The organism is Pectobacterium peruviense, from assembly GCF_003312355.2.
Lineage (GTDB): Bacteria > Pseudomonadota > Gammaproteobacteria > Enterobacterales > Enterobacteriaceae > Pectobacterium > Pectobacterium peruviense.
In genome coordinates, this window is record NZ_CP161826.1 from 4,210,550 (window position 1) to 4,231,657 (window position 21,108).

Consider the following 21,108-nt stretch of genomic DNA (forward strand, 5'->3'; position numbering starts at 1 on the left):
TGGTCATCCAGCCATGCATAACATAATGAACGATGAATATAGGGAATATTATGAGTCCGTTAGAAAACAAATTGGTTGTGCTGAATCGCCATCCTGATGGCCCTGCACAGCTAGACAATTTCAGATTGGAAGAACGTGATGTCAATGAGCTACAGCCCGGTGAGTATCTGGTTGAAAATAAATGGCTGTCTATTGATTTGTACATGCGCCCTCGCCTCAATAAAAGCACGGCCTACGTCAGTTCAATCAAAGAGGGAGAGGTCATTCAGGGCGAAACGATAGGCTATGTCGTCGCCACGAAAAACCCCAAATTTCGGGTTGGGGATTGCGTGTTCACCTTTTCAGGTTGGCAGAAATACTATGTCGGCACGCCTCAGGATTTCATTACCCACCGAGTGCCACCAACGACCTTTTCACCGTCTATTTTTCTTGGCGCAGTAGGAACACCTGGGCGCTCCGCCTATTTTGGCATGAACAAAATTGCTAAACCTAAAGCAGGAGAAACACTGGTGGTATCCGCTGCGTCGGGAGGCGTGGGATCCGCTGTCGGTCAGTTAGGTAAACAGGCAGGATGCCGAGTTGTCGGTATTGCTGGTAGCGAAGAAAAGTGTCGCTATGTCGTTGAGACATTAGGCTTTGATGCCTGCATTAATTATAAAGAAGATGACTTAAATCACGCCTTGCAGGCCGCTTGTCCCAATGGAATTGATATCTATTTTGAAAACGTTGGCGGTCGGGTTTCGCTATTTGTCGCTAAATTACTGAACGAAGGCGCTCGCGTTCCCGTCTGTGGCAGTGCAGCACAATACAATCAAGATCCTAACGTTGACGCCTCCAGCCCGGTAGCATTTTTCTCTTCTCTGCCTAATGCCCCGCTGAGTCGCTTTTTTATCGTGACCGAATGGTTCAAAGACTATGCGGAAGCCGATATTTGGCTACTGGATGCCGTTGAGAAAGGACGATTGAAATATCGGGAGAATATTATTGAGGGAATAGAGAATGCGCCTCAGGCCTTTATCGACTTATTAGACAGCAAACACTTTGGCAAGCAACTGGTACGCCTGTAAGGCTGATATGAGAAATTAAAGACAAAAAAATAGACGTCTATTGACGTCTATTTTTTATGTTGGTACCGAGGACGGGACTTGAACCCGTAAGCCCAATCGGGCACTACCACCTCAAGGTAGCGTGTCTACCAATTCCACCACCACGGCATCACAATTACTGCTTTAAAACGCTTACTTCGGAATGTCACTCGCCGGCGTTGAAGGCGCAACAGGCGTTGTCGTCTGTTCGACTTTTTCTGGCTGGCTCAGGTTATCCCATGCTCCGCCTTTTTTCTGCAGCGAACTTAAGTTGCCCAGAATAAGACTGATAATGAAGAACAGGGTCGCCAGTATCGCCGTCATGCGGGTCATGAAATTACTAGAGCCGCTCGAACCGAACAAAGTGGCAGAAGCACCTGCTCCGAACGAGGCTCCCATATCAGCACCTTTACCCTGCTGAAGCATGATCAAGGCAACTAGCCCGATCGATACTAACAGGAAAATCACTAATAGAGCTTCGTACATAGTCGTACCCGTTAACCGTTTTCTCCATGATTCATGGAGATGCTATATTCTGGCGGTAAACCGCGTGTCATTCCGCTAAGCAGGATGTAGAGACATCCCATATCAAGCGGGTCTGAATACTAACCAAAGGATGTAACGTACGCAAGGGTAATTTGGTCACCGCAGGTTGATTGCAGAAAAAAACAGCGGCTTTCGACACAAGGTGCACATCGAGAGCCTTATCTACCTGATTGATGAATCAAAAAACCTTAGCTGACGGCTTTCACCGCATCAGCAATACGATTCGCCAGCGCGATCACTGTCTCTTCGTGTTCGCCTTCAACCATTACGCGAATGAGTGGTTCAGTACCAGATTTTCGCAACAATACGCGTCCGCGTCCGGCCAACTCTTTTTCTACATCCAGCGTAATCTGCTGCACAGTGTTGTCTTCAAGCGGATCGTTTTCACCCGTAAACCGCACGTTAACCAGGATCTGTGGGAATAACTTCATACCACTGCATAAGTCATGCAGACTCATATGGTTTTTCACGATCGCGGTAAGTACTTGCAAACCGGCAATCACACCGTCACCCGTGGTAGTTTTATCTAGCAGGATGACATGGCCGGAGTTTTCCGCGCCAATACGCCAACCTTTTGACTGCATCATTTCTAATACATAGCGGTCGCCCACCTTGGCACGAGCAAACGGAATGCCGAGCTGCTTTAACGCGACCTCTAGTCCCATATTACTCATCAGCGTACCCACCGCACCGCCACGTAGTTGCCCTTGACGCAGGCCTTCGCGGGCAATGATGTACAGAATCTGATCGCCATCAACCTTGTTACCCAAATGGTCGACCATGATGAGCCGATCGCCATCGCCGTCAAAGGCCAAACCCACGTCCGCCTTTTCAGCCAGCACGCGAGCCTGTAGCTGTCTGACGTCCGTTGCGCCGCACTCTTCATTGATATTCATGCCATCCGGCTCACAGCCAATCGCGATGACTTTAGCACCAAGCTCACGCAAGACGCTGGGGGCGATATGATAGGTGGCACCATTGGCGCAATCGACAACAATCTTTAGGCCATTGAGGCTCAGCTCGCTCGGGAAAGTCCCCTTACAAAATTCGATATAGCGTCCGGCGGCATCAACAATCCGGCTAGCTTTACCTAACTCCGAGGACTCAACACACGTTAGCGGTTTTTCCATCTCAGCTTCAATGGCTTCTTCCACGTCATCAGGCAGTTTGGTGCCGTCAATCGAGAAGAATTTAATACCGTTGTCATAATAAGGATTGTGAGAAGCAGAAATAACGATGCCAGCTTCAGCGCGGAATGTTCGCGTGAGATAAGCAACCGCAGGCGTAGGCATTGGGCCGGTAAAAGAAGCCGACAAACCGGCAGCGGCTAGCCCAGCTTCCAGCGCAGACTCCAACATATAGCCAGAAATGCGGGTATCTTTGCCGATAATAATTTTACGAGAACCGTGTCGCGCTAGCACTTTCCCTGCTGCCCAGCCCAGTTTAAGCACAAAGTCAGGTGTAATCGGCGTATCGCCAACCTTGCCACGTATACCATCGGTACCAAAATATTTGCGGTTACTCATCTTGTTTTTATTCCTTCGCAGAAAGCGTGGCCTCAACAATGCGCATGGCATCAGCCGTTTCTTTAACATCGTGAACGCGAATAATCTGTGCACCCTGCATCGCCGCGATGACTGCACAGGCGACGCTACCATGTACACGCTGTGCAGGCGGTACATTGAGGAGCTGTCCAATCATCGATTTCCTCGACATGCCAACCAAAAGCGGCAGCTCGAAACGATGTAACTCACTCAGGCGAGCCAGAAGCGCGTAATTATGGGCAAGATTCTTACCGAATCCAAACCCAGGATCCAGCAATAGCTTACTTTTCGGAATATTGGCGTTCACACAGCGTTCAATCTGCTGTTGTAAGAAATCCCCAATGTCCTGCATCAGGTCATCATAATGAGGTTTGTGCTGCATGGTTCTCGGCATACCCTGCATGTGCATCAAGCACACTGGCAGACCGGTGGCTGCAGCAGCTTCCAGAGCACCAGGCTCTTGCAAAGCGCGAATATCATTAATCAGATGCGCTCCTGCCAGCGCAGACGCCGTCATCACTTCCGGCTTTGAGGTATCGACCGAGATCCATACGTCAAAGCGCTTAGCAATCGCTTCAATCACGGGAACCACACGATCCAGTTCTTCCTCCGTGCTCACATCACTCGCACCAGGACGCGTCGATTCACCGCCAATATCGATCAGAGTCGCACCAGCGGTAATCATCTCCTGAACGTGCAGTAATGCAGCATCGAGCTTGTTGTGTTTACCGCCATCGGAAAAAGAGTCCGGCGTAACATTAAGAATGCCCATGACGTGTGGGCAGGAAAGGTCCAGGGTTGAGTCTCTGGCAACCAGCTGCATGATTTACCTCCGCATTCTGGTGTAGTGAGTATGAAATATGATTTGAAGAACATGACCAGTAAAAAACCCCAGCCTGAGCTGGGGTTTCGTAACGTTACAGATGTCTATCACGGACGAATTATTTATCGTCCACTTGCTCAGACATTGTGTTACCTGGATTAGGCGTTTGTGGCTCATCTACTGGCGTAGGCGCTTTAGGTGTACCACCGCTATTACCAGAATCGTTGTCAGAGCGAGACTCTTCCCAACCAGCTGGTGGACGTACATCTTGCTTGCGTCCCATCAAATCATCAATCTGCGGTGCATCAATGGTTTCATACTTCATCAACGCGTCTTTCATTGAATGAAGGATGTCCATATTTGCTATCAGCAGTTCGCGAGCACGCACATAGTTGCGCTCAACCAGAGATTTCACTTCCTGATCGATGATGCGTGCCGTTTCGTCTGACATGTGCTTGGCTTTTGCTACGGAGCGACCGAGGAATACCTCACCCTCTTCTTCCGCATAGAGCAATGGACCCAATTTGTCAGAGAAGCCCCACTGCGTCACCATGTTCCGCGCGATAGACGTTGCAACTTTGATGTCATTGGACGCACCAGTAGAGACATGTTCCACACCGTAAATAATTTCTTCGGCCAGTCGACCTCCGTACAGCGTAGAGATCTGGCTTTCCAGCTTCTGACGGCTAGCACTGATTGCGTCACCTTCAGGCAGGAAGAACGTCACACCGAGTGCGCGACCACGCGGAATGATCGTCACTTTATGGACAGGGTCGTGCTCTGGCACCAGGCGACCAATGATAGCGTGCCCCGCTTCATGATACGCCGTCGATTCTTTCTGCTTTTCAGTCATTACCATGGAGCGGCGCTCTGCACCCATCATGATTTTGTCTTTCGCTTTCTCGAACTCGACCATCGAAACTACACGCTTGTTACCACGAGCGGAGAACAATGCAGCTTCGTTAACCAGGTTAGCCAAATCTGCACCAGAGAAGCCTGGTGTACCGCGAGCGATCACTGACGCATCGATATCTGGAGACAAGGGGACGCGACGCATGTGAACTTTCAGAATTTGTTCACGACCGCGAACATCCGGCAGCCCAACTACAACCTGACGGTCAAAACGGCCTGGACGCAGCAATGCTGGGTCAAGAACATCTGGACGGTTGGTCGCCGCAATAACAATGATGCCTTCGTTGCCTTCAAAGCCGTCCATCTCAACCAGCATTTGGTTCAGCGTTTGTTCACGTTCATCGTGACCACCGCCTAAACCTGCGCCACGCTGGCGGCCAACGGCGTCGATTTCATCGATGAAGATGATACAAGGTGCAGCTTTCTTCGCTTGTTCGAACATGTCACGAACACGTGAAGCACCGACACCCACAAACATTTCAACGAAGTCAGAACCGGAAATCGTAAAGAAAGGCACTTTCGCTTCACCGGCGATGGCTTTCGCCAGCAGCGTTTTACCCGTTCCCGGCGGGCCGACCATCAAAATGCCTGATGGAATTTTACCACCCAGCTTCTGGAAACGGCTAGGTTCACGCAGGTACTCGACCAGCTCGCTAACCTCTTCCTTCGCTTCGTCGCAACCGGCTACATCAGCAAACGTCGTCTTGATCTGATCTTCAGTCAACATACGCGCTTTGCTCTTGCCGAAAGACATGGCACCTTTACCGCCGCCGCCTTGCATTTGACGCATGAAGAAGATCCAGACGCCAATCAGTAACAGCATCGGGAACCAGGAAATAAAGATAGAAGCCAACAGGCTCGGCTCTTCCGGTGGCTCACCAACAACTTTCACGTTCTTCGTTAGCAGGTTATCCAGTAGCTTGGGGTCATTGACAGGAATGTAAGTCGTGTATCTGTTGCTGTCTTTTTTGATAACACTGATCTCACGCCCGTTAATACGTGCTTCACGGACCTGATCCTGATTCACTTCAGTCAAGAAGGTTGAATAATCCACCCTACGGCCATTCGACTCGCTGGGCCCAAAGCTCTGGAAAACAGACATCAGCACAACTGCGATGACTAACCAGAGAATTAGGTTTTTCGCCATGTCACTCAAGGGATTAACCTCATATTACAACTGTGTTAAAAAACAGCGTTAGGGTACTACAGTTTGCGCCCTGTCGCTACAATATACACTTCACGAGACCGGGCACGTGAGGCGTCTGGTTTACGAATTTTCACCTTCGTAAACAGGGAGCGAATTTCCCGCAGGTATTCATCAAAGCCTTCTCCCTGAAACACTTTCACCAGGAAACTTCCGCCTGGCGCTAATACATCCCGACACATACCAAGTGCTAATTCAACCAGATACATCGACTTCGGAATATCAACGGCTGGTGTACCACTCATGTTAGGGGCCATGTCAGACATCACCACCTGAACTTTGCTATCGCCAACCCTTTCGAGCAAGGCTTTGAGGACCAGTTCATCACGAAAGTCCCCTTGCAGGAAATCGACGCCAACAATCGGATCCATCGGTAAAATATCACACGCGATAATTCGACCATTTCCACCAATTTGCGTGACCACATACTGTGACCAGCCGCCAGGTGCAGCGCCTAAATCTACAACCGTCATCCCAGGTTTAAACAGTTTGTCGCTCTGCTGTATTTCGTCAAGTTTAAACCAAGCACGTGAGCGCAGCCCTTTTTTCTGGGCCTGCAGCACATATTTATCGCTAAAGTGTTCCTGCAACCAGCGACTGGAGCTTGCAGAACGCTTTTTATTCGCCATCGATTTTCCAACTATTCTCAGTAACACGCTCGTGGTGGGGAGAAACTTCTCACATATTACCAATCAGAACAGTCAAATTGGTTATAATCATGAGATGGCGGTAGAATGAACCGTTTTCAATCCCAACCTAAGTAAAAAAGACAATGAACCTAAGTAATAAACAAAAACAACACCTGAAAGGCTTGGCACATCCGCTAAAACCGGTTGTCATGCTAGGCAATAACGGTCTCACCGAAGGTGTTCTGGCTGAGATCGAACAAGCATTATCGCATCACGAACTGATCAAGATAAAAGTAGCGACAGAAGATCGTGAAACCAAAGCCTTGATTGTTGAAGCGATTGTTCGTGAAACGAGTGCCGCTAACGTCCAGGTCATCGGCCATACGTTGGTGCTCTACCGTCCTGCGAAAGAACGTAAAATTGTGTTACCACGATAACACTTTTTATTTCAGGATACTCGGTTTTAACGGAAAGGTGCCATGCCTCTCGGTTAGAGAAAAGGCCGCAAGCGGCCTTTTTCTTTTCTTTACAATTTTTGCTGTTTAAATCAACAATTCGGCAAAATTTATAGATATTCGACCTTCAGTACTTCGTATTCCACATCGCCGCCCGGTGTACGAATGACCACAACGTCATCTTGTTCTTTGCCGATCAGACCACGCGCGATCGGAGAGTTAACAGAAATCAGATTCTGCTTAAAATCCGCTTCGTCATCGCCAACAATCCGGTAGGTTTGCTCTTCATCATTATCGAGATTCATCACCTTCACGGTTGCACCAAAAATGACGCGCCCGTTGTTAGCGGCCATTTTCGTGACATCGATAACCTGAGCGTTAGACAGTTTGGCTTCAATGTCTTGAATTCGCCCTTCACAGAAGCCCTGCTGCTCGCGTGCAGCATGATATTCTGCATTTTCTTTCAGATCGCCGTGCTCACGTGCTTCGGCAATCGCCGCAATAATTTCAGGTCGGCGTACAGATTTCAGGTGGTCAAGCTCTTCGCGCAATTTTTCAGCGCCACGCAACGTCATCGGAAATTGTTTCATATTGTCTATACCTCTAAAAAAGTCCGTAAGACTCAAATAATCGTCATCCTGACGCGCTAAAAATCAAAGGCGACGGAGTCTCTGCAACGTCCCAGTCCTCACTGGACATAAAACAAAAGCAACCAGCCCCGGAACAAAATTTCCAGGCTAGTAGCGGTTTTGCATTTTGATACGTATTTTACCCCAGAGTTCAATGAGGGTCATCGTTTACTTTAGACCTTATTGCGCCGTAGTATGACCACACGTTACCCCGTTCTTAGCTGAGATTATGCGTTTTTCATCGATTGTTACCGGACTTGCCTGCGCTTTTGTTCTGCATGCCAATGCAGCTTCTGTTGAAGATCATCGTCAATATTTGCCTGATGGCGCCAATTTGGCGTTATTGGTACAAAAAGTTGGCGCGACAACACCCAGCATGGCCTTCAATAGCCAGCAAATGGCGCTACCTGCCAGTACGCAAAAGGTGATAACCGCATTAGCAGCATTACTGCAACTGGGTCCAGATTATCGATTCATCACCACGATGGAGAGCCATGGCCCCGTAACCAGCGGTATTCTGAACGGCAACCTGATCGTACGGTTTGGCGGCGACCCAACCCTGAAGCGCCAACAAATACGGAATATGGTGCAGGAATTAAGGAAACGAGGAATACGGGAAATCGCAGGCGATGTGCTGATCGATACTTCCGTTTTTGCCAGCCATGATAAAGCACCGGGTTGGCCCTGGAACGATATGACACAGTGTTTCAGCGCACCGCCGGGTGCAGCGATTGTCGATCGTAACTGCTTTTCCGTCTCACTCTACAGCGCACCTAAAGCGGGTGATAACGCATTTATCCGCGTTGCATCCTATTATCCAGTGCAGATGTTCAGCGAGGTACGCACGCTGGCTAAAGGCTCCCCTGATGCCCAGTACTGCGAACTGGACGTGGTCCCTGGAGAATTGAACCGCTTTACGCTCACTGGCTGCCTGACTCAGCGCACAGAACCACTTCCGCTGGCGTTCGCGATTCAGGATGGAGCCAGCTATGCTGGCGCTATCGTTAAAGATGAACTCCAGCAGGCGGATATCCGCATTAAAGGCAGCCTTCGTCGCCAGACTCAGCCTGGTCCAGCGGGAAGCGTGCTGGCCCAGACGCAATCAGCTCCACTACACGACCTACTCACTATCATGCTAAAAAAATCGGACAATATGATTGCCGATACGGTTTTTCGTACTATCGGGCATGAACGCTTTAGCATACCGGGAACATGGCGTGCTGGTGCCGACGCAGTGCGCCAGATTCTGCGTCAGAAAGCGGGTGTGGATTTAGGAAACAGTATTGTTGTCGATGGCTCAGGCCTGTCACGACACAACCTGATTTCACCGGAAACGATGATGCAGGTATTACAGTACATCGCGCAGCATGATAATGAGCTGAATTACATCACGATGCTCCCACTTGCCGGTTATGACGGTACGCTGCGTTATCGTGGCGGCCTGCACGAAGCTGGCGTAGATGGCAAAGTCTCGGCTAAGACAGGGGCGTTACAGGGCGTATACAATCTGGCGGGCTTCATTACCACCGCAAGCGGCCAGCGCATGGCCTTCGTTCAGTTCCTGTCCGGCTATGCCGTACCACCAGAAGACCAGCGAGAACGTCGCGTCCCTCTGGTGAGATTTGAAAGCCGTCTCTACAAAGATATTTATCAGAGCAACTAGCATAAAAATACGGCCTTACCCTGACAGGGTAAGGCCGCGATAGGCGAGAATTGACTAGCTGAAGAATGGATTACTTTTGATAGATAATCTCAACGCCTTCATCATCTTCATCGTCCCAATCATCATCCCACTCTTCTTCGGCTTCTTTTTCTACTTCAGCCAGCTGTTCACGGTGATAATCATCCCACATGAATTCAACTTTTTCCGGTGCACTTTCAGCAATCGCTGTTATTTTCGGATTGGCGTTCAGGAAGTTCATCACGTCCCAGCAAAGTGGGGTGACACCTTCACGGTTTGCCGCAGAAATCAGATAATATTTATCATCCCAGCCAAGCGCAGCCGCAATCTCTTTGGCACGTTTTTCTGCTTCAGCCTTATCGATCAAGTCAACCTTGTTGAAAACCAGCCAACGCGGTTTGTCTGCCAAACCAGCGCCATACTGCTCTAACTCGTTGATAATAATCTTGGCATTTTCAATCGGGTCTGACTCATCGATCGGCGCCAGATCAACCAAATGCAGTAACACACGGCAGCGTTCAAGGTGCTTCAGGAAACGAATACCCAGCCCTGCACCTTCGGATGCGCCTTCGATCAAACCAGGGATATCCGCCACAACAAAGCTCTGCTCGCTATCCATACGGACCACGCCAAGGCTAGGTACCAGTGTGGTAAACGGATAATCGGCCACTTTCGGCTTCGCCGCTGATACTGCACGGATAAAGGTCGATTTACCGGCATTAGGCAGGCCGAGCATTCCCACGTCGGCAAGCAGCAACAGCTCCAGCGTCAGTTCACGTTCTTCGCCCTTTGTACCGTTGGTTTTCTGACGGGGGGCACGGTTGACGGATGATTTAAAACGCGAGTTCCCCAAGCCATGCCAGCCGCCTTTCCCGACCATCAGGCTCTGTTGGTGGCGTGTCATATCACCCAGTACTTCGCCGGTTCCCTGATCAAGAACACGAGTCCCAACAGGAACTTTAATCGTAATATCTTTACCGCGCTTGCCCGTACAATCACGGCTTTGCCCGTTTTGTCCACGCTCAGCGCGGAAGGATTTCTCAAAACGGTAGTCGATCAACGTGTTCAGGTTTTCGTCTGCCAGCAGATAAACGTCACCGCCGTCACCACCATCACCGCCGTCTGGGCCACCGTTGGGAATATATTTTTCACGGCGAAAGCTGATACAACCGTTACCACCATCGCCCGCCACAATGAGAATTGTGGCTTCATCTACAAACTTCATTGATTCTCTCCGCAAAAAACCAATAGAGAATATCTACGTGTTTTAGGCTTGTTATTGGTTCTCTTTGGCGTAACGTTTTGATTTTACGGCATGTAGCGTATTTCTACTCACCATTAAAAAAATGACGCACCAGAACGCATTCCAGCAAAGGAGCAGGATTGTACCTGCCTGCTCCAATAATTTCATCTGTATTAAAAATAAACAACGCATGCAGAATGTCAAAAAATGGCAGGTGACCTACCGCAATACGCTTTTCTTAATCTACTTTTGCGCCATCAACGGTGAAACTGGTTCTTTTTTTCCGGGAAGGAAACGATGTCCGATAGCAGAGAACATAGCGCCAGCAACGACGACAAACGCGCCAACATAGCCAATCCAGTTCAGCACTGGCGCAGCAAAAAGGCTCGGCCACCCCAACGCAAGTAAATCAGAAAACAACAGTGTAAACAGCGGCGTCAACGTAATAACCGCGCTAACTTGTGACGCTTGCCAGCGAGCCATCGCCTCCGCTAACGCGCCATACCCAATCAATGTATTCGCACCGCAGAATAGTAGGCAGATAAGCTGCCACCCGCTGAGCTGGAGAATAACGTCAGGTTTGGCAAAAGGCGTAATAAAGACCACACACAGAACATAGAGCAGAAACAGAATCTGCTGCGATGTCAGACGCCGTAACAGGACTTTCTGCGCCACACCATAGGATACCCATACTGCCGAGGCGCAAACGCCAAGCAGCACACCCAGCGTGTAGTCTGTTAGACGAGTAAAAATCTCAATCAGGCTGGTGTTAAAAAATAGAATCAGACCGCAGATCAGCATAATTGCACCAATGATCTGCGTGCCACGCATCTTTTCCTTCAGGATAAGTACGCTGGCGAACATCATACCAACCGGGGAAAGCTGTCCAATAACCTGAGACGCAGTCGGACTCAGATATTGCAGAGATGAGCTAAAGAAAACAAAATTGGCTAATAACCCCGCCGTCGCAATCAGCAACAGAACCCACCAACGCCGATGACGGAAAACTCGCATTGGCGGTAACTTCTTACGGGATGAAAGAATAATACCAAGTCCAATCGATGCGATAAGAAAGCGGTACCAAACAATCGTATAAGGTTCCATAACCACCAGAACCTGTTTCATAGCTATCGGCAACGCCCCCCAGCAAACAGCCGTGGTAAGCGCCAGACAAAGACCGATACCCGTCTGTTGTTTAGTATTCATACTTATCCAGATGGCTTACTCAGAATCAGAATGTAAAAAGCCCCGCAAAGAATTGCGGGGCTTAAATCCGTAAGACCTAACGCGGAAAATTATTCAGCAACGATGCTGATAAATTTACGGTTTTTCGGGCCTTTAACTTCAAACTGAACTTTACCGTCAGTCAAAGCAAACAGAGTATGGTCTTTCCCGCAACCAACGTTAGTTCCTGCGTGGAATTTGGTGCCACGTTGACGAACGATGATGTTGCCAGCCAGTACACTTTCGCCGCCAAAACGTTTTACGCCCAGACGTTGTGCGTTAGAATCACGACCGTTGCGGGTTGAACCGCCAGCTTTCTTGTGTGCCATTTATCCGCTCTCCTAGTCTTAAGCGCTGATGCCGGTAATTTTCACGTCAGTGAACCACTGACGGTGGCCTGCTTGCTTACGGTAGTGTTTACGGCGACGGAACTTAACGATCTTCACTTTTTCGCCACGACCATGAGCAACAACTTCAGCTTTGATTTTACCGCCATCGACGAAAGGAACGCCGATTTTGATTTCTTCACCATTGGCAACCATCAGAACTTGGTCAAACTCAACGGCTTCACCAGTTGCGATGTCCAGCTTTTCCAAGCGAACGGTTTGCCCTTCGCTTACTCGGTGTTGTTTACCACCACTTTGGAAAACTGCGTACATATAAAACTCCGCTTTCCGCGCACCCATTAATAGGTTTCAGAGCGCGCTATAAATATTCATAATAGGGCGCGAATTCTACGCAAAAATACTGAGGATGACAAGTGCATAATCAACGGATGTGAAGAAAAAGAATACAACGAATGAACTGCCGTTTATCTCTCTCATTTTTCAAGTACAATCGGCTCTATCAGTTTCGTCTTGCCGATATGCAACAGTAATCTTACGGCAGTGTTGAAGACATACGTTGGCACAAACCATGAACCTAGAACAAATTACAACATTAACCGCGCAGGATATGGCTGCTGTTAATAAAGTCATTCTTGAACAACTGAATTCCGACGTCGTTTTGATCAACCAGCTTGGTCATTACATCATCAGCGGTGGCGGGAAACGTATACGTCCAATGATTGCTGTGCTTGCAGCTAGAGCCCTTGCCTATAACGGTGATAAACACGTCACTGTCGCCGCACTGATCGAATTTATCCATACCGCAACGCTGCTGCATGATGATGTGGTAGATGAATCTGACATGCGCCGAGGTAAAGCGACAGCAAATGCGGCCTTTGGCAACGCAGCGAGCGTGCTGGTTGGTGATTTCATCTATACCCGCGCCTTCCAGATGATGACCAGCCTCGAATCCTTACGCGTGCTGGCACTGATGTCAGAAGCAGTCAACGTGATTGCTGAAGGAGAAGTCTTGCAGTTAATGAATTGCAACGACCCGGATATCACCGAAGAAAGTTATATGCGCGTCATTTACAGCAAAACAGCGCGTTTATTTGAAGCCGCAGCGCAATCTTCATCCATCCTTGCGAGCGCTACGCCAGAGCAAGAAAAAGCACTTCAGGACTATGGCCGCTATCTGGGCACCGCGTTCCAGTTAATTGACGATCTGCTTGACTACAGTGCTGACGGTAAAACGCTAGGCAAAAACACGGGCGATGATCTCAATGAAGGCAAACCAACGCTGCCACTGTTGCATGCCATGCGTAAAGGTAATGCGGAACAGAGCTCGCTGATTCGTAAGGCGATTGAAGAAGGAAACGGACGTCATTTGCTGGAACCGGTTCTTGCCGCGATGCAACAATGTGGTTCGCTTGATTATACGCGTCAGCGTGCTGAAGAAGAGGCTGATAAAGCAATCAGCGCACTACAGCATCTACCAGAAACACCATACCGCATGGCGCTTGAAGGCCTCGCCCACTTGGCAGTACAGCGCGATTTCTAACGTGGTGTGGGATTTTATCTGACAAGATCGTTGATTCAGATTCGGCCTAAGTAGCGCTGCCTTGCAGCGCTACTCGCTCGACAGACTAGGCGGTTTGATCGAGCGTGACATCATCCAGTCGAGACAACATCGCTATTGTTCCTTCACGCAAGATGAAATTAATCAGTCGGGCTCGCTCATCAACGGATAGCTGATGGAAAATATGCACCCATGACGACAGCAGGGTCGGCTCATTATCAATACGATAATATTCTGTTGGCGGATTCTCTTTCACTAACAGAGAATGCCTGACTTCATTCGGCAAACTGCGAATGGAGTACTCGACGCCACGCCCTTGAACCCCTTTCCGCCTGCGCTTTTCCCAACCGTCGTCACGCGCCCGTTTGTTCAGCCCCTGCGGTGATTTAGGCAATCCACCTACGCCAACCAGCTCACTTGTTGCAAACCATTCTTTGTCCATACTCGTCACTCCCTTGTTTGTTTTGAACAGGCATTACGTCAACTCGCCCAAAAGTTTCCATATAATAGACTATAATTACCTAAACTGCTAACCCTTACACGTTACCGACACACCTAAGACATAGAAGAAATGATGAAATCTAGCGCGATGCCCAAACACCGCAGCTAAAAAAAATGCGACAAAACAAAAGAAAATACAGCTTCTTTTCATCGCTGATGATTAACGTTCGGAGAGATCGTCAGCAGCGAATCAGTCAATCACCATTGATGAGAGTGGTTCCTCATCCGACGGCGTAATACCTAACTGGCTCAGTGTGGCGGACACACCGATTCGCAAAATATAAGCGATTAGCTCATCTCTTTCTTTTTCAGATAGTTGCTGATAAATCTGCATCCATACGGCTAGTGCCGCAGGCTGTTTCGCCGAGTAGGCGGAAGGCTCGTTTTCGAGTAATAGGGACTTTTTTACCGTATCCGGCAAGCTATGAATTGAGTATTCCACTCCTCTTCCCTGGACGCCTTTACGGCGGCGTTTCTCCCATCCATCCTCGCGGGCGCGCTTATTTAATCCTTGTCTTGATTTCGGAAGGCCGCCGACTCCAACCAATTCGCTGGTAGCAAACCACTCTTTTTTCATTGCCATTCATCCTGATAGTGCCATCCCTAACAAAAACGCGCTTATTTGGAAATTAATTGAGAATTTTAAGAAAAATTAATGCTATATTATTTCCAAATAATAATGTCATGTTAGCTCGGCATATAACTAACATCCGTTATTTATACCACTAATCTACAGTCGTCTTATAGCAAATAAGGGAAGGATTATGATTTTAAGGAAACAAGACTGGCATCCCGCTGATATCATTGCTGCACTGCGCAAGAAAAATACGACGCTGGCGGCGGTATCGCGAGCGGCCGGATTAAGCTCATCTACGCTAGCCAACGCGCTCTCACGCCCTTGGCCCAAGGGAGAATGGCTTATCGCCGATGCGCTGAGTATTCATCCATCAGAGATTTGGCCCAGCCGGTACTACAATCCAGAGACCAATGAGCTCATCGATAGAAAAAAACTCATCCGCCCCGATTAAAAAAGAAAAGCCGGAGATAGACATCTCCGGCTTTTTATTCTGCGTATTATTAACATTCAATAATACCCTAAATAATTCGAGTTGCAGGCAGGCGGCGACGCAGAGAGTCCCCAGTCACTTACATAAGTAAGTGACTGGGGTGAGCGAGGAAAAATTGGCTTAGCCAATTTGAACGTCGCTTGCGACGGCCCTCTAGGGCGAGGCTCAGAAATGAGCCAAGTATTGCCAACGCACATGCAGCTTGAAGTATGACGGGTAATCAATTACTTGATGAACGTCTCGCCTAACTCAATATCCTGCTTCAGCGTATCCAGCATGCTGTTAAGTGCGTTTTGCTCAAACGCACTTAATGCGCCGATATCTTTACGCTCAGCGACACCATCTTTGCCTAATAAAATTGGCTGTGCGAAGAAGCGCGCATGTTTGCCATCGCTTTCAACGTATGCACACTCAACCACACCGCTTTCACCTTGCAGCGCGCGAACCAGAGACAGACCAAAACGCGCAGCAGCCTGACCCATAGACAACGTTGCCGATCCGCCACCTGCTTTGGCTTCAACAACTTCGGTGCCCGCATTCTGAATGCGCTTGGTCAGATCGGCCACTTCCTGCTCGCTGAAGCTAATGCCAGGAACCTGAGACAGCAGAGGCAGAATCGTCACGCCAGAGTGCCCGCCGATAACCGGCACATTAATATCCTGCGGCTGTTTGCCTTTCAGCTCAGCAACGAACGTGTTGGAACGGATGATATCCAGCGTGGTTACGCCGAACAGTTTGTTTTTGTCATACACGCCGGCTTTTTTCAGCACTTCGGCTGCGATGGCAACGGTCGTGTTCACTGGGTTGGTAATGATACCGATGCAGGCTTTCGGGCAGGTAACCGCAATTTGCTCAACCAGATTACGCACAATGCCAGCATTGACGTTGAACAGATCGGAACGATCCATACCAGGTTTACGTGCCACACCTGCGGAAATCAGCACGATATCCGCGCCAACAAGCGCCGGTTTAGCATCTTCACCGCTATAGCCTTTGATCTTCACTGCTGTAGGAATATGGCTCAGATCGACGGCAACACCCGGCGTTACCGGAGCGATATCGTAGAGGGATAGTTCTGAACCTGAAGGAAGCTGGGTTTTGAGGAGGAGTGCGAGTGCCTGACCGATACCACCTGCTGCTCCGAGAACTGCAACTTTCATCCTAAACTCCTTATTATCGTAAAATAAAAAAGTGCCGTGAATTCATTTGGTTATAAACAGAATATAAAAATGGGGATAAAATCAGTCTACTTATTTTTCTACAAATGAACGAGAGACAAAAAATTCGCTATGTCTCTAATAATAAATCAAAAACAATCATTCGTTTGAAAGGTAAGTAAAGTTAATAAGCTATTGAGCTATAACGTGGTGTTCATTCACGTGCGTTTAACCAGTGGGCTACATTACACCGATCAATGGCGTCCAAACAACATCATTCTGATAACATTTGATTTACTTTTATGTGACGCAGGACGCATTTCTCGGACTACCCGATAGGATGAATTTTTTTGAAAACAGCGACTAGCGCATATATGGGGAAATAGACTGGAATTATAGGCGATTTAATTGCATAAAAATTCACACAACTGCATAATAGAAAGATTAACCATAACAATTAATCCGGTGCAGAATGCGAAATTCGACAAAACAAGAAGACCTCGTTAAAGCGTTCAAAGCGCTGTTAAAGGAAGAGAAGTTCAGCTCTCAAAGTGAGATTGTTCAGGCATTGCAAGACGAAGGATTTGAAAACATCAACCAATCCAAAGTGTCACGCATGCTAACGAAATTTGGCGCGGTGCGCACACGCAATGCAAAAATGGAAATGGTGTATTGCCTCCCTGCTGAACTCGGCGTCCCTACCACATCCAGCCCGCTGAAGAACCTTGTGCTCGACGTTGACTACAACGACTCGGTCGTCGTCATACATACCAGCCCAGGTGCCGCACAGCTCATTGCTCGTCTGCTGGACTCACTAGGGAAGTCAGAAGGGATTCTTGGCACTATCGCTGGTGATGACACCATCTTCACCACCCCAGCAAGAGGCTTCAGCGTCAAACAGCTTTACGAAGCGATTCTGGTACTCTTCGAACAAGAGCTGTAATTCCACTTGTCCGCTGCCGTTTTTTGGTTACTCAATTCTTTGCTGCGCCTTCCTCGCTACGTGTAGGCCGCTACACGTAGCGAGTATCGTTCAGGCATTTTTACACCGCAGGTAATTCAGCCAACGGCCAACGTGGACGAACGGATACGCCCAGCGTCTGGCTTGCGCCATGCAGCAGACGTACGCTGCCCGCATAGGCAATCATCGCACCATTATCCGTGCAGAATTCGGGACGCGCATAAAACACTTCACCACCGCGTTTTGCCATTACTTCACCTAAGCGCTGGCGCAATGTCCGATTTGCGCTCACACCACCGGCCATGACGAGTCGTTTAAAGCCCGTATCATCCAATGCACGACGACACTTGATGGCCAGCGTATCCACGACGGCATCTTCAAAAGCACGCGCAATATCGGCACGCGTTTGGTCGTCATCACCGTTGCTACGAATCGTATTGGCAGCAAACGTTTTTAGCCCAGAAAAACTGAAATCCAACCCCGGACGATCGGTCATCGGACGCGGGAATGTAAAACGTTGAGAATCACCTGCCTGCGCCATTTTCGATAGCATTGGACCACCGGGATAATCCAATCCCAGCAACTTCGCCGTTTTATCAAACGCTTCACCCGCCGCATCGTCAACCGATTCGCCCAGCAAGCGGTATTCGCCAATGCCTGTCACGCTGATGAGCTGCGTATGACCACCAGAAACCAGCAGCGCCACGAAGGGGAACGCTGGTGGGTTATCTTCCAGCATCGGCGCCAGCAAATGCCCTTCCATATGATGCACAGGAACCGCTGGCACGCCCCAAGCGAACGCCAACGACCTGCCGACCGTCGCGCCCACCAATAGCGCGCCAACCAAACCAGGGCCGGCGGTATAAGCCACACCATCGATATCGTCAGCCTGTAACCCGGCTTCACGCAGCGCCGCTTGAATCAGAGGAACCGTTTTGCGCACGTGATCGCGTGAGGCTAGCTCAGGTACTACGCCACCGTAATCAGCATGTAATTTGACCTGACTGTATAGCTGATTGGCGAGCAAACCCACTTCCGTGCCATAAATAGCCACTCCGGTTTCATCACAGGATGTTTCGATACCCAATACGCGCATTGCTGTTCCTACTTTGATGACGATACGAGCATTCGTAAAATGCCGCTTGCTTCAAACTGCGGATAGTCTACCATAAGCGACCTGATTTCTGCGCTGGCCGCGGTTGGGTGTTTTATGATCACCGCAATGCTTTACAAAGGCGTCACGTTTGCAGTAGAATTCCGCACCATTTTGAAAAGGCTGGCACAAGGCCAGCGGCAAACCGAATTTATTGAGGTGAGAGGCACATGCCGGTAATTAAAGTACGTGAAAACGAGCCGTTCGACGTAGCTCTGCGTCGCTTCAAACGTTCCTGTGAAAAAGCGGGCGTTCTGGCTGAAGTTCGTCGTCGTGAGTTTTATGAAAAACCAACGACCGAACGTAAGCGCGCCAAAGCTTCTGCAGTGAAACGTCATGCGAAGAAATTGGCTCGAGAAAACGCACGCCGCACTCGTCTGTATTAATTTTCAGGAGGGTTTCCCTCCAACGCGTGATTAATCCGCAGACTTAGCAGTTGCATACGAAGGCCGTGCTTTCCTAAAGGAAGCGCGGCTTGTTGTCGTTTATAAGCTATATCCAATGTAACCACGTTACAGAAAGGTATACACCAGGGGCTTATGGCTGGACGAATCCCACGCGTATTTATTAATGACCTGCTGGCTCGCACCGACATCGTCGATCTCATTGACGCGCGCGTCAAACTGAAAAAGCAGGGCAAAAACTACCATGCGTGCTGTCCGTTCCATCACGAAAAAACCCCCTCATTCACCGTAAACGGTGACAAACAGTTCTATCACTGTTTTGGCTGTGGCGCACACGGCAACGCCATTGATTTTTTGATGAATTACGATCGTCTCGAATTCGTTGAAACCATTGAAGAACTTGCCACGCAATACGGCCTCGAAGTGCCTTATGAAACTGGCACAGGCCCAACCCAGTTAGAGCGTCACCAACGGCAAAGTCTGTACGAATTGATGGGGCAGCTCAGCGGGTTCTATCAGCAAGCACTGAGCCAATCGATCGGAACACCAGCGTTGCAGTATCTGCAACAGCGCGGTTTAAGCGCAGAGGTTATCAGCCATTTTGCGATTGGTTTCGCTCCGCCCGGCTGGGATAATGTTTTAAAGCGCTTTGGCCGCAATAATGACGATCGCAGCACATTGAACGATGCCGGCATGCTGGTGACTAACGATCAGGGCCGAATGTATGACCGCTTCCGCGAGCGTGTGATGTTCCCCATCCGCGATAAACGGGGTCGAGTCATCGCCTTCGGTGGACGCGTATTAGGCGACGGTACCCCAAAGTACCTTAACTCGCCGGAAACAGAGATTTTTCATAAAGGTCGTCAACTGTACGGCCTGTATGAAGCACAGCAAAACCACCCAGAACTCAAGCGATTGTTGGTTGTTGAGGGCTATATGGATGTGGTGGCGCTGGCACAGTTTGGAATTGATTATGCGGTGGCCTCGCTGGGTACTTCCACGACAGCCGATCACATTCAGTTACTATTTCGTGCCACAGACCTGGTGGTGTGTTGTTACGACGGCGACCGTGCCGGACGCGAAGCAGCATGGCGCGCACTGGAAACTGCGCTACCCTATTTGAATGATGGTCGTCAGCTACGCTTTATGTTCCTGCCGGACGGTGAAGACCCCGACACGCTGGTGCGTAAAGAAGGTAAAGCCGTATTTGAGCAGCGCATGGAACACGCGCTGCCGCTGTCGCAGTTCCTGTTTGAAACACTGCAACAGCAGGTGGATATGAGTTCACCCGACGGCCGTACCAAGCTCAGCACGCTGGCACTGCCGCTGATAGGTCAGGTACCGGGAGAAACGCTGCGGCTGTATTTACGCCAGCAGCTCGGCAACAAGCTGGGAATTTTGGACGACAGTCAGTTGGACAGATTGCTGCCCAAAGTGGCAGATCAGGCTCAGTCCTACCAGCCGCCACAACTAAAAGTCACAACTATGCGTATACTTGTAGGACTTTTAGTACAAAACCCGAGACTGGCTGCAGAGGTTCCTGACCTTGCGCTAGAAGGGATTGAAGAAGACAAAGTTCCCGGTTTATCGCTATTTCAGGATTTGGTGAAAACTTGTAATGCCAGCCCTGGAATGAATATGGGTCTGCTGTTGGAAAAATATCGCGACAGCACGTACCGCAAACAGCTTGAAACCATGGCTTCATGGAACCATATGATTGAAGAGGAAGAGCTAGACGAGAAGTTCAGAATCAGTCTGGCAGAGCTCTACGATCAACTGCTGAAACAGCGACAAGAAACATTAATTGCCCGTGACAGAACGCATGGGCTCAACGCCAAAGAAAAAAAAGAGCTTTGGTCGTTGCAACTGGCGTTGACCAGAAAACACTGATACCGAGGCTTAATTGCCGATAAATAGCAGGGTTGATCCCTGCAAAGAGCCGCTGCAGGGGCCGCGGCGATAAGAAAAATACCCCTAATGCTATT

Annotated in this window: 22 protein-coding genes and 1 tRNA gene; 8 read left to right on the forward strand and 15 right to left on the reverse strand. The window is 49.2% G+C overall.

Going from position 1 to position 21,108, the window contains the following annotated elements:
- The first annotated feature begins 50 nt into the window (after window positions 1-50).
- The gene (locus DUT67_RS18910; protein WP_113632112.1) at window positions 51-1,067 is read left to right on the forward strand and encodes an NADP-dependent oxidoreductase; all 1,017 of its coding nucleotides are present in this window, start codon (window positions 51-53) and stop codon (window positions 1,065-1,067) included.
- A 60-nt stretch (window positions 1,068-1,127) separates the two neighbouring features.
- On the opposite strand, the gene DUT67_RS18915 is transcribed toward DUT67_RS18910, so the two are convergent.
- The 6 genes from DUT67_RS18915 to rlmE all read right to left on the reverse strand — a co-directional run bounded on the left by DUT67_RS18915 (window position 1,128) and on the right by rlmE (window position 6,743).
- A tRNA-Leu gene (locus tag DUT67_RS18915) sits at window positions 1,128-1,214 on the reverse strand.
- Window positions 1,215-1,238: 24 nt separating this feature from the next.
- Entirely contained in the window at window positions 1,239-1,571 is a 333-nt protein-coding gene (gene secG, locus DUT67_RS18920; RefSeq protein ID WP_048258701.1) for a preprotein translocase subunit SecG, read from the reverse strand.
- A gap of 248 nt (window positions 1,572-1,819) precedes the next feature.
- Window positions 1,820-3,157: a phosphoglucosamine mutase gene (glmM, locus tag DUT67_RS18925; RefSeq protein ID WP_048258700.1), complete on the reverse strand. Its 1,338-nt coding sequence runs from the start codon at window positions 3,155-3,157 to the stop codon at window positions 1,820-1,822.
- A gap of 7 nt (window positions 3,158-3,164) precedes the next feature.
- Window positions 3,165-3,998 carry a dihydropteroate synthase gene (gene folP / locus DUT67_RS18930; protein ID WP_113626313.1) on the reverse strand — a complete coding sequence of 278 codons (834 nt, stop codon included), beginning with the start codon at window positions 3,996-3,998 and terminating at the stop codon, window positions 3,165-3,167.
- Between the two features lie 118 nt (window positions 3,999-4,116).
- Complete coding sequence (ftsH, locus tag DUT67_RS18935; protein WP_113632113.1) at window positions 4,117-6,057, reverse strand: ATP-dependent zinc metalloprotease FtsH; 1,941 nt, start codon at window positions 6,055-6,057, stop codon at window positions 4,117-4,119.
- Between the two features lie 56 nt (window positions 6,058-6,113).
- Window positions 6,114-6,743: a 23S rRNA (uridine(2552)-2'-O)-methyltransferase RlmE gene (rlmE, locus tag DUT67_RS18940; RefSeq protein ID WP_113626314.1), complete on the reverse strand. Its 630-nt coding sequence runs from the start codon at window positions 6,741-6,743 to the stop codon at window positions 6,114-6,116.
- A 143-nt stretch (window positions 6,744-6,886) separates the two neighbouring features.
- On the opposite strand from rlmE, the gene yhbY reads away from it, so the two are divergent.
- Window positions 6,887-7,180: a ribosome assembly RNA-binding protein YhbY gene (yhbY, locus tag DUT67_RS18945; protein WP_048258696.1), complete on the forward strand. Its 294-nt coding sequence runs from the start codon at window positions 6,887-6,889 to the stop codon at window positions 7,178-7,180.
- A 128-nt stretch (window positions 7,181-7,308) separates the two neighbouring features.
- Here yhbY and greA read toward each other — a convergent pair whose 3' ends face one another.
- Window positions 7,309-7,788: a transcription elongation factor GreA gene (greA, locus tag DUT67_RS18950; protein WP_113626315.1), complete on the reverse strand. Its 480-nt coding sequence runs from the start codon at window positions 7,786-7,788 to the stop codon at window positions 7,309-7,311.
- A 268-nt stretch (window positions 7,789-8,056) separates the two neighbouring features.
- Between greA and dacB the strand changes: the two genes are divergently transcribed.
- Complete coding sequence (dacB, locus tag DUT67_RS18955; RefSeq protein WP_048258694.1) at window positions 8,057-9,490, forward strand: serine-type D-Ala-D-Ala carboxypeptidase; 1,434 nt, start codon at window positions 8,057-8,059, stop codon at window positions 9,488-9,490.
- Between the two features lie 70 nt (window positions 9,491-9,560).
- Here the strand turns inward: dacB and cgtA are convergent, their stop codons facing one another.
- The 4 genes from cgtA to rplU form a co-directional block, all read right to left on the reverse strand.
- On the reverse strand, window positions 9,561-10,733 hold the full coding sequence (gene cgtA, locus DUT67_RS18960) for an Obg family GTPase CgtA (RefSeq protein WP_113626317.1): 1,173 nt from the start codon (window positions 10,731-10,733) through the stop codon (window positions 9,561-9,563).
- A 261-nt stretch (window positions 10,734-10,994) separates the two neighbouring features.
- Entirely contained in the window at window positions 10,995-11,957 is a 963-nt protein-coding gene (locus DUT67_RS18965; RefSeq protein WP_113626318.1) for a DMT family transporter, read from the reverse strand.
- A gap of 89 nt (window positions 11,958-12,046) precedes the next feature.
- The gene (rpmA, locus tag DUT67_RS18970) at window positions 12,047-12,304 is read right to left on the reverse strand and encodes a 50S ribosomal protein L27 (protein ID WP_005971498.1); all 258 of its coding nucleotides are present in this window, start codon (window positions 12,302-12,304) and stop codon (window positions 12,047-12,049) included.
- A gap of 18 nt (window positions 12,305-12,322) precedes the next feature.
- The gene (rplU, locus tag DUT67_RS18975) at window positions 12,323-12,634 is read right to left on the reverse strand and encodes a 50S ribosomal protein L21 (protein WP_010283026.1); all 312 of its coding nucleotides are present in this window, start codon (window positions 12,632-12,634) and stop codon (window positions 12,323-12,325) included.
- A gap of 256 nt (window positions 12,635-12,890) precedes the next feature.
- Between rplU and ispB the strand changes: the two genes are divergently transcribed.
- Entirely contained in the window at window positions 12,891-13,862 is a 972-nt protein-coding gene (ispB, locus tag DUT67_RS18980) for an octaprenyl diphosphate synthase (protein ID WP_113626319.1), read from the forward strand.
- An 85-nt stretch (window positions 13,863-13,947) separates the two neighbouring features.
- Here the strand turns inward: ispB and DUT67_RS18985 are convergent, their stop codons facing one another.
- Both DUT67_RS18985 and DUT67_RS18990 read right to left on the reverse strand, forming a co-directional pair.
- Entirely contained in the window at window positions 13,948-14,322 is a 375-nt protein-coding gene (locus tag DUT67_RS18985; RefSeq protein WP_048258690.1) for a DNA-binding protein, read from the reverse strand.
- A gap of 249 nt (window positions 14,323-14,571) precedes the next feature.
- Window positions 14,572-14,958 carry a DNA-binding protein gene (locus DUT67_RS18990; RefSeq protein ID WP_048258689.1) on the reverse strand — a complete coding sequence of 129 codons (387 nt, stop codon included), beginning with the start codon at window positions 14,956-14,958 and terminating at the stop codon, window positions 14,572-14,574.
- A gap of 187 nt (window positions 14,959-15,145) precedes the next feature.
- On the opposite strand from DUT67_RS18990, the gene DUT67_RS18995 reads away from it, so the two are divergent.
- Window positions 15,146-15,409 (forward strand): helix-turn-helix transcriptional regulator, encoded by a 264-nt coding sequence (locus DUT67_RS18995; RefSeq protein WP_005971488.1) that lies wholly within the window; start codon window positions 15,146-15,148, stop codon window positions 15,407-15,409.
- A gap of 263 nt (window positions 15,410-15,672) precedes the next feature.
- On the opposite strand, the gene mdh is transcribed toward DUT67_RS18995, so the two are convergent.
- Window positions 15,673-16,608 carry a malate dehydrogenase gene (gene mdh, locus DUT67_RS19000; RefSeq protein WP_048258688.1) on the reverse strand — a complete coding sequence of 312 codons (936 nt, stop codon included), beginning with the start codon at window positions 16,606-16,608 and terminating at the stop codon, window positions 15,673-15,675.
- 469 nt (window positions 16,609-17,077) lie between these two features.
- Here mdh and argR point away from each other — a divergent pair, with 469 nt between their 5' ends.
- On the forward strand, window positions 17,078-17,548 hold the full coding sequence (gene argR, locus DUT67_RS19005; protein ID WP_048258687.1) for a transcriptional regulator ArgR: 471 nt from the start codon (window positions 17,078-17,080) through the stop codon (window positions 17,546-17,548).
- Between the two features lie 100 nt (window positions 17,549-17,648).
- On the opposite strand, the gene tsaD is transcribed toward argR, so the two are convergent.
- Entirely contained in the window at window positions 17,649-18,662 is a 1,014-nt protein-coding gene (gene tsaD, locus DUT67_RS19010) for a tRNA (adenosine(37)-N6)-threonylcarbamoyltransferase complex transferase subunit TsaD (RefSeq protein WP_113626320.1), read from the reverse strand.
- Between the two features lie 227 nt (window positions 18,663-18,889).
- On the opposite strand from tsaD, the gene rpsU reads away from it, so the two are divergent.
- Window positions 18,890-19,105, forward strand: a complete 216-nt coding sequence (gene rpsU / locus DUT67_RS19015) for a 30S ribosomal protein S21 (protein ID WP_001144069.1) — start codon at window positions 18,890-18,892, stop codon at window positions 19,103-19,105.
- Window positions 19,106-19,258: 153 nt separating this feature from the next.
- A complete protein-coding gene (gene dnaG, locus DUT67_RS19020) occupies window positions 19,259-21,013 on the forward strand; it encodes a DNA primase (protein ID WP_113626321.1) in 1,755 nt (584 codons plus the stop codon).
- The last annotated feature ends 95 nt before the right edge of the window (window positions 21,014-21,108 follow it).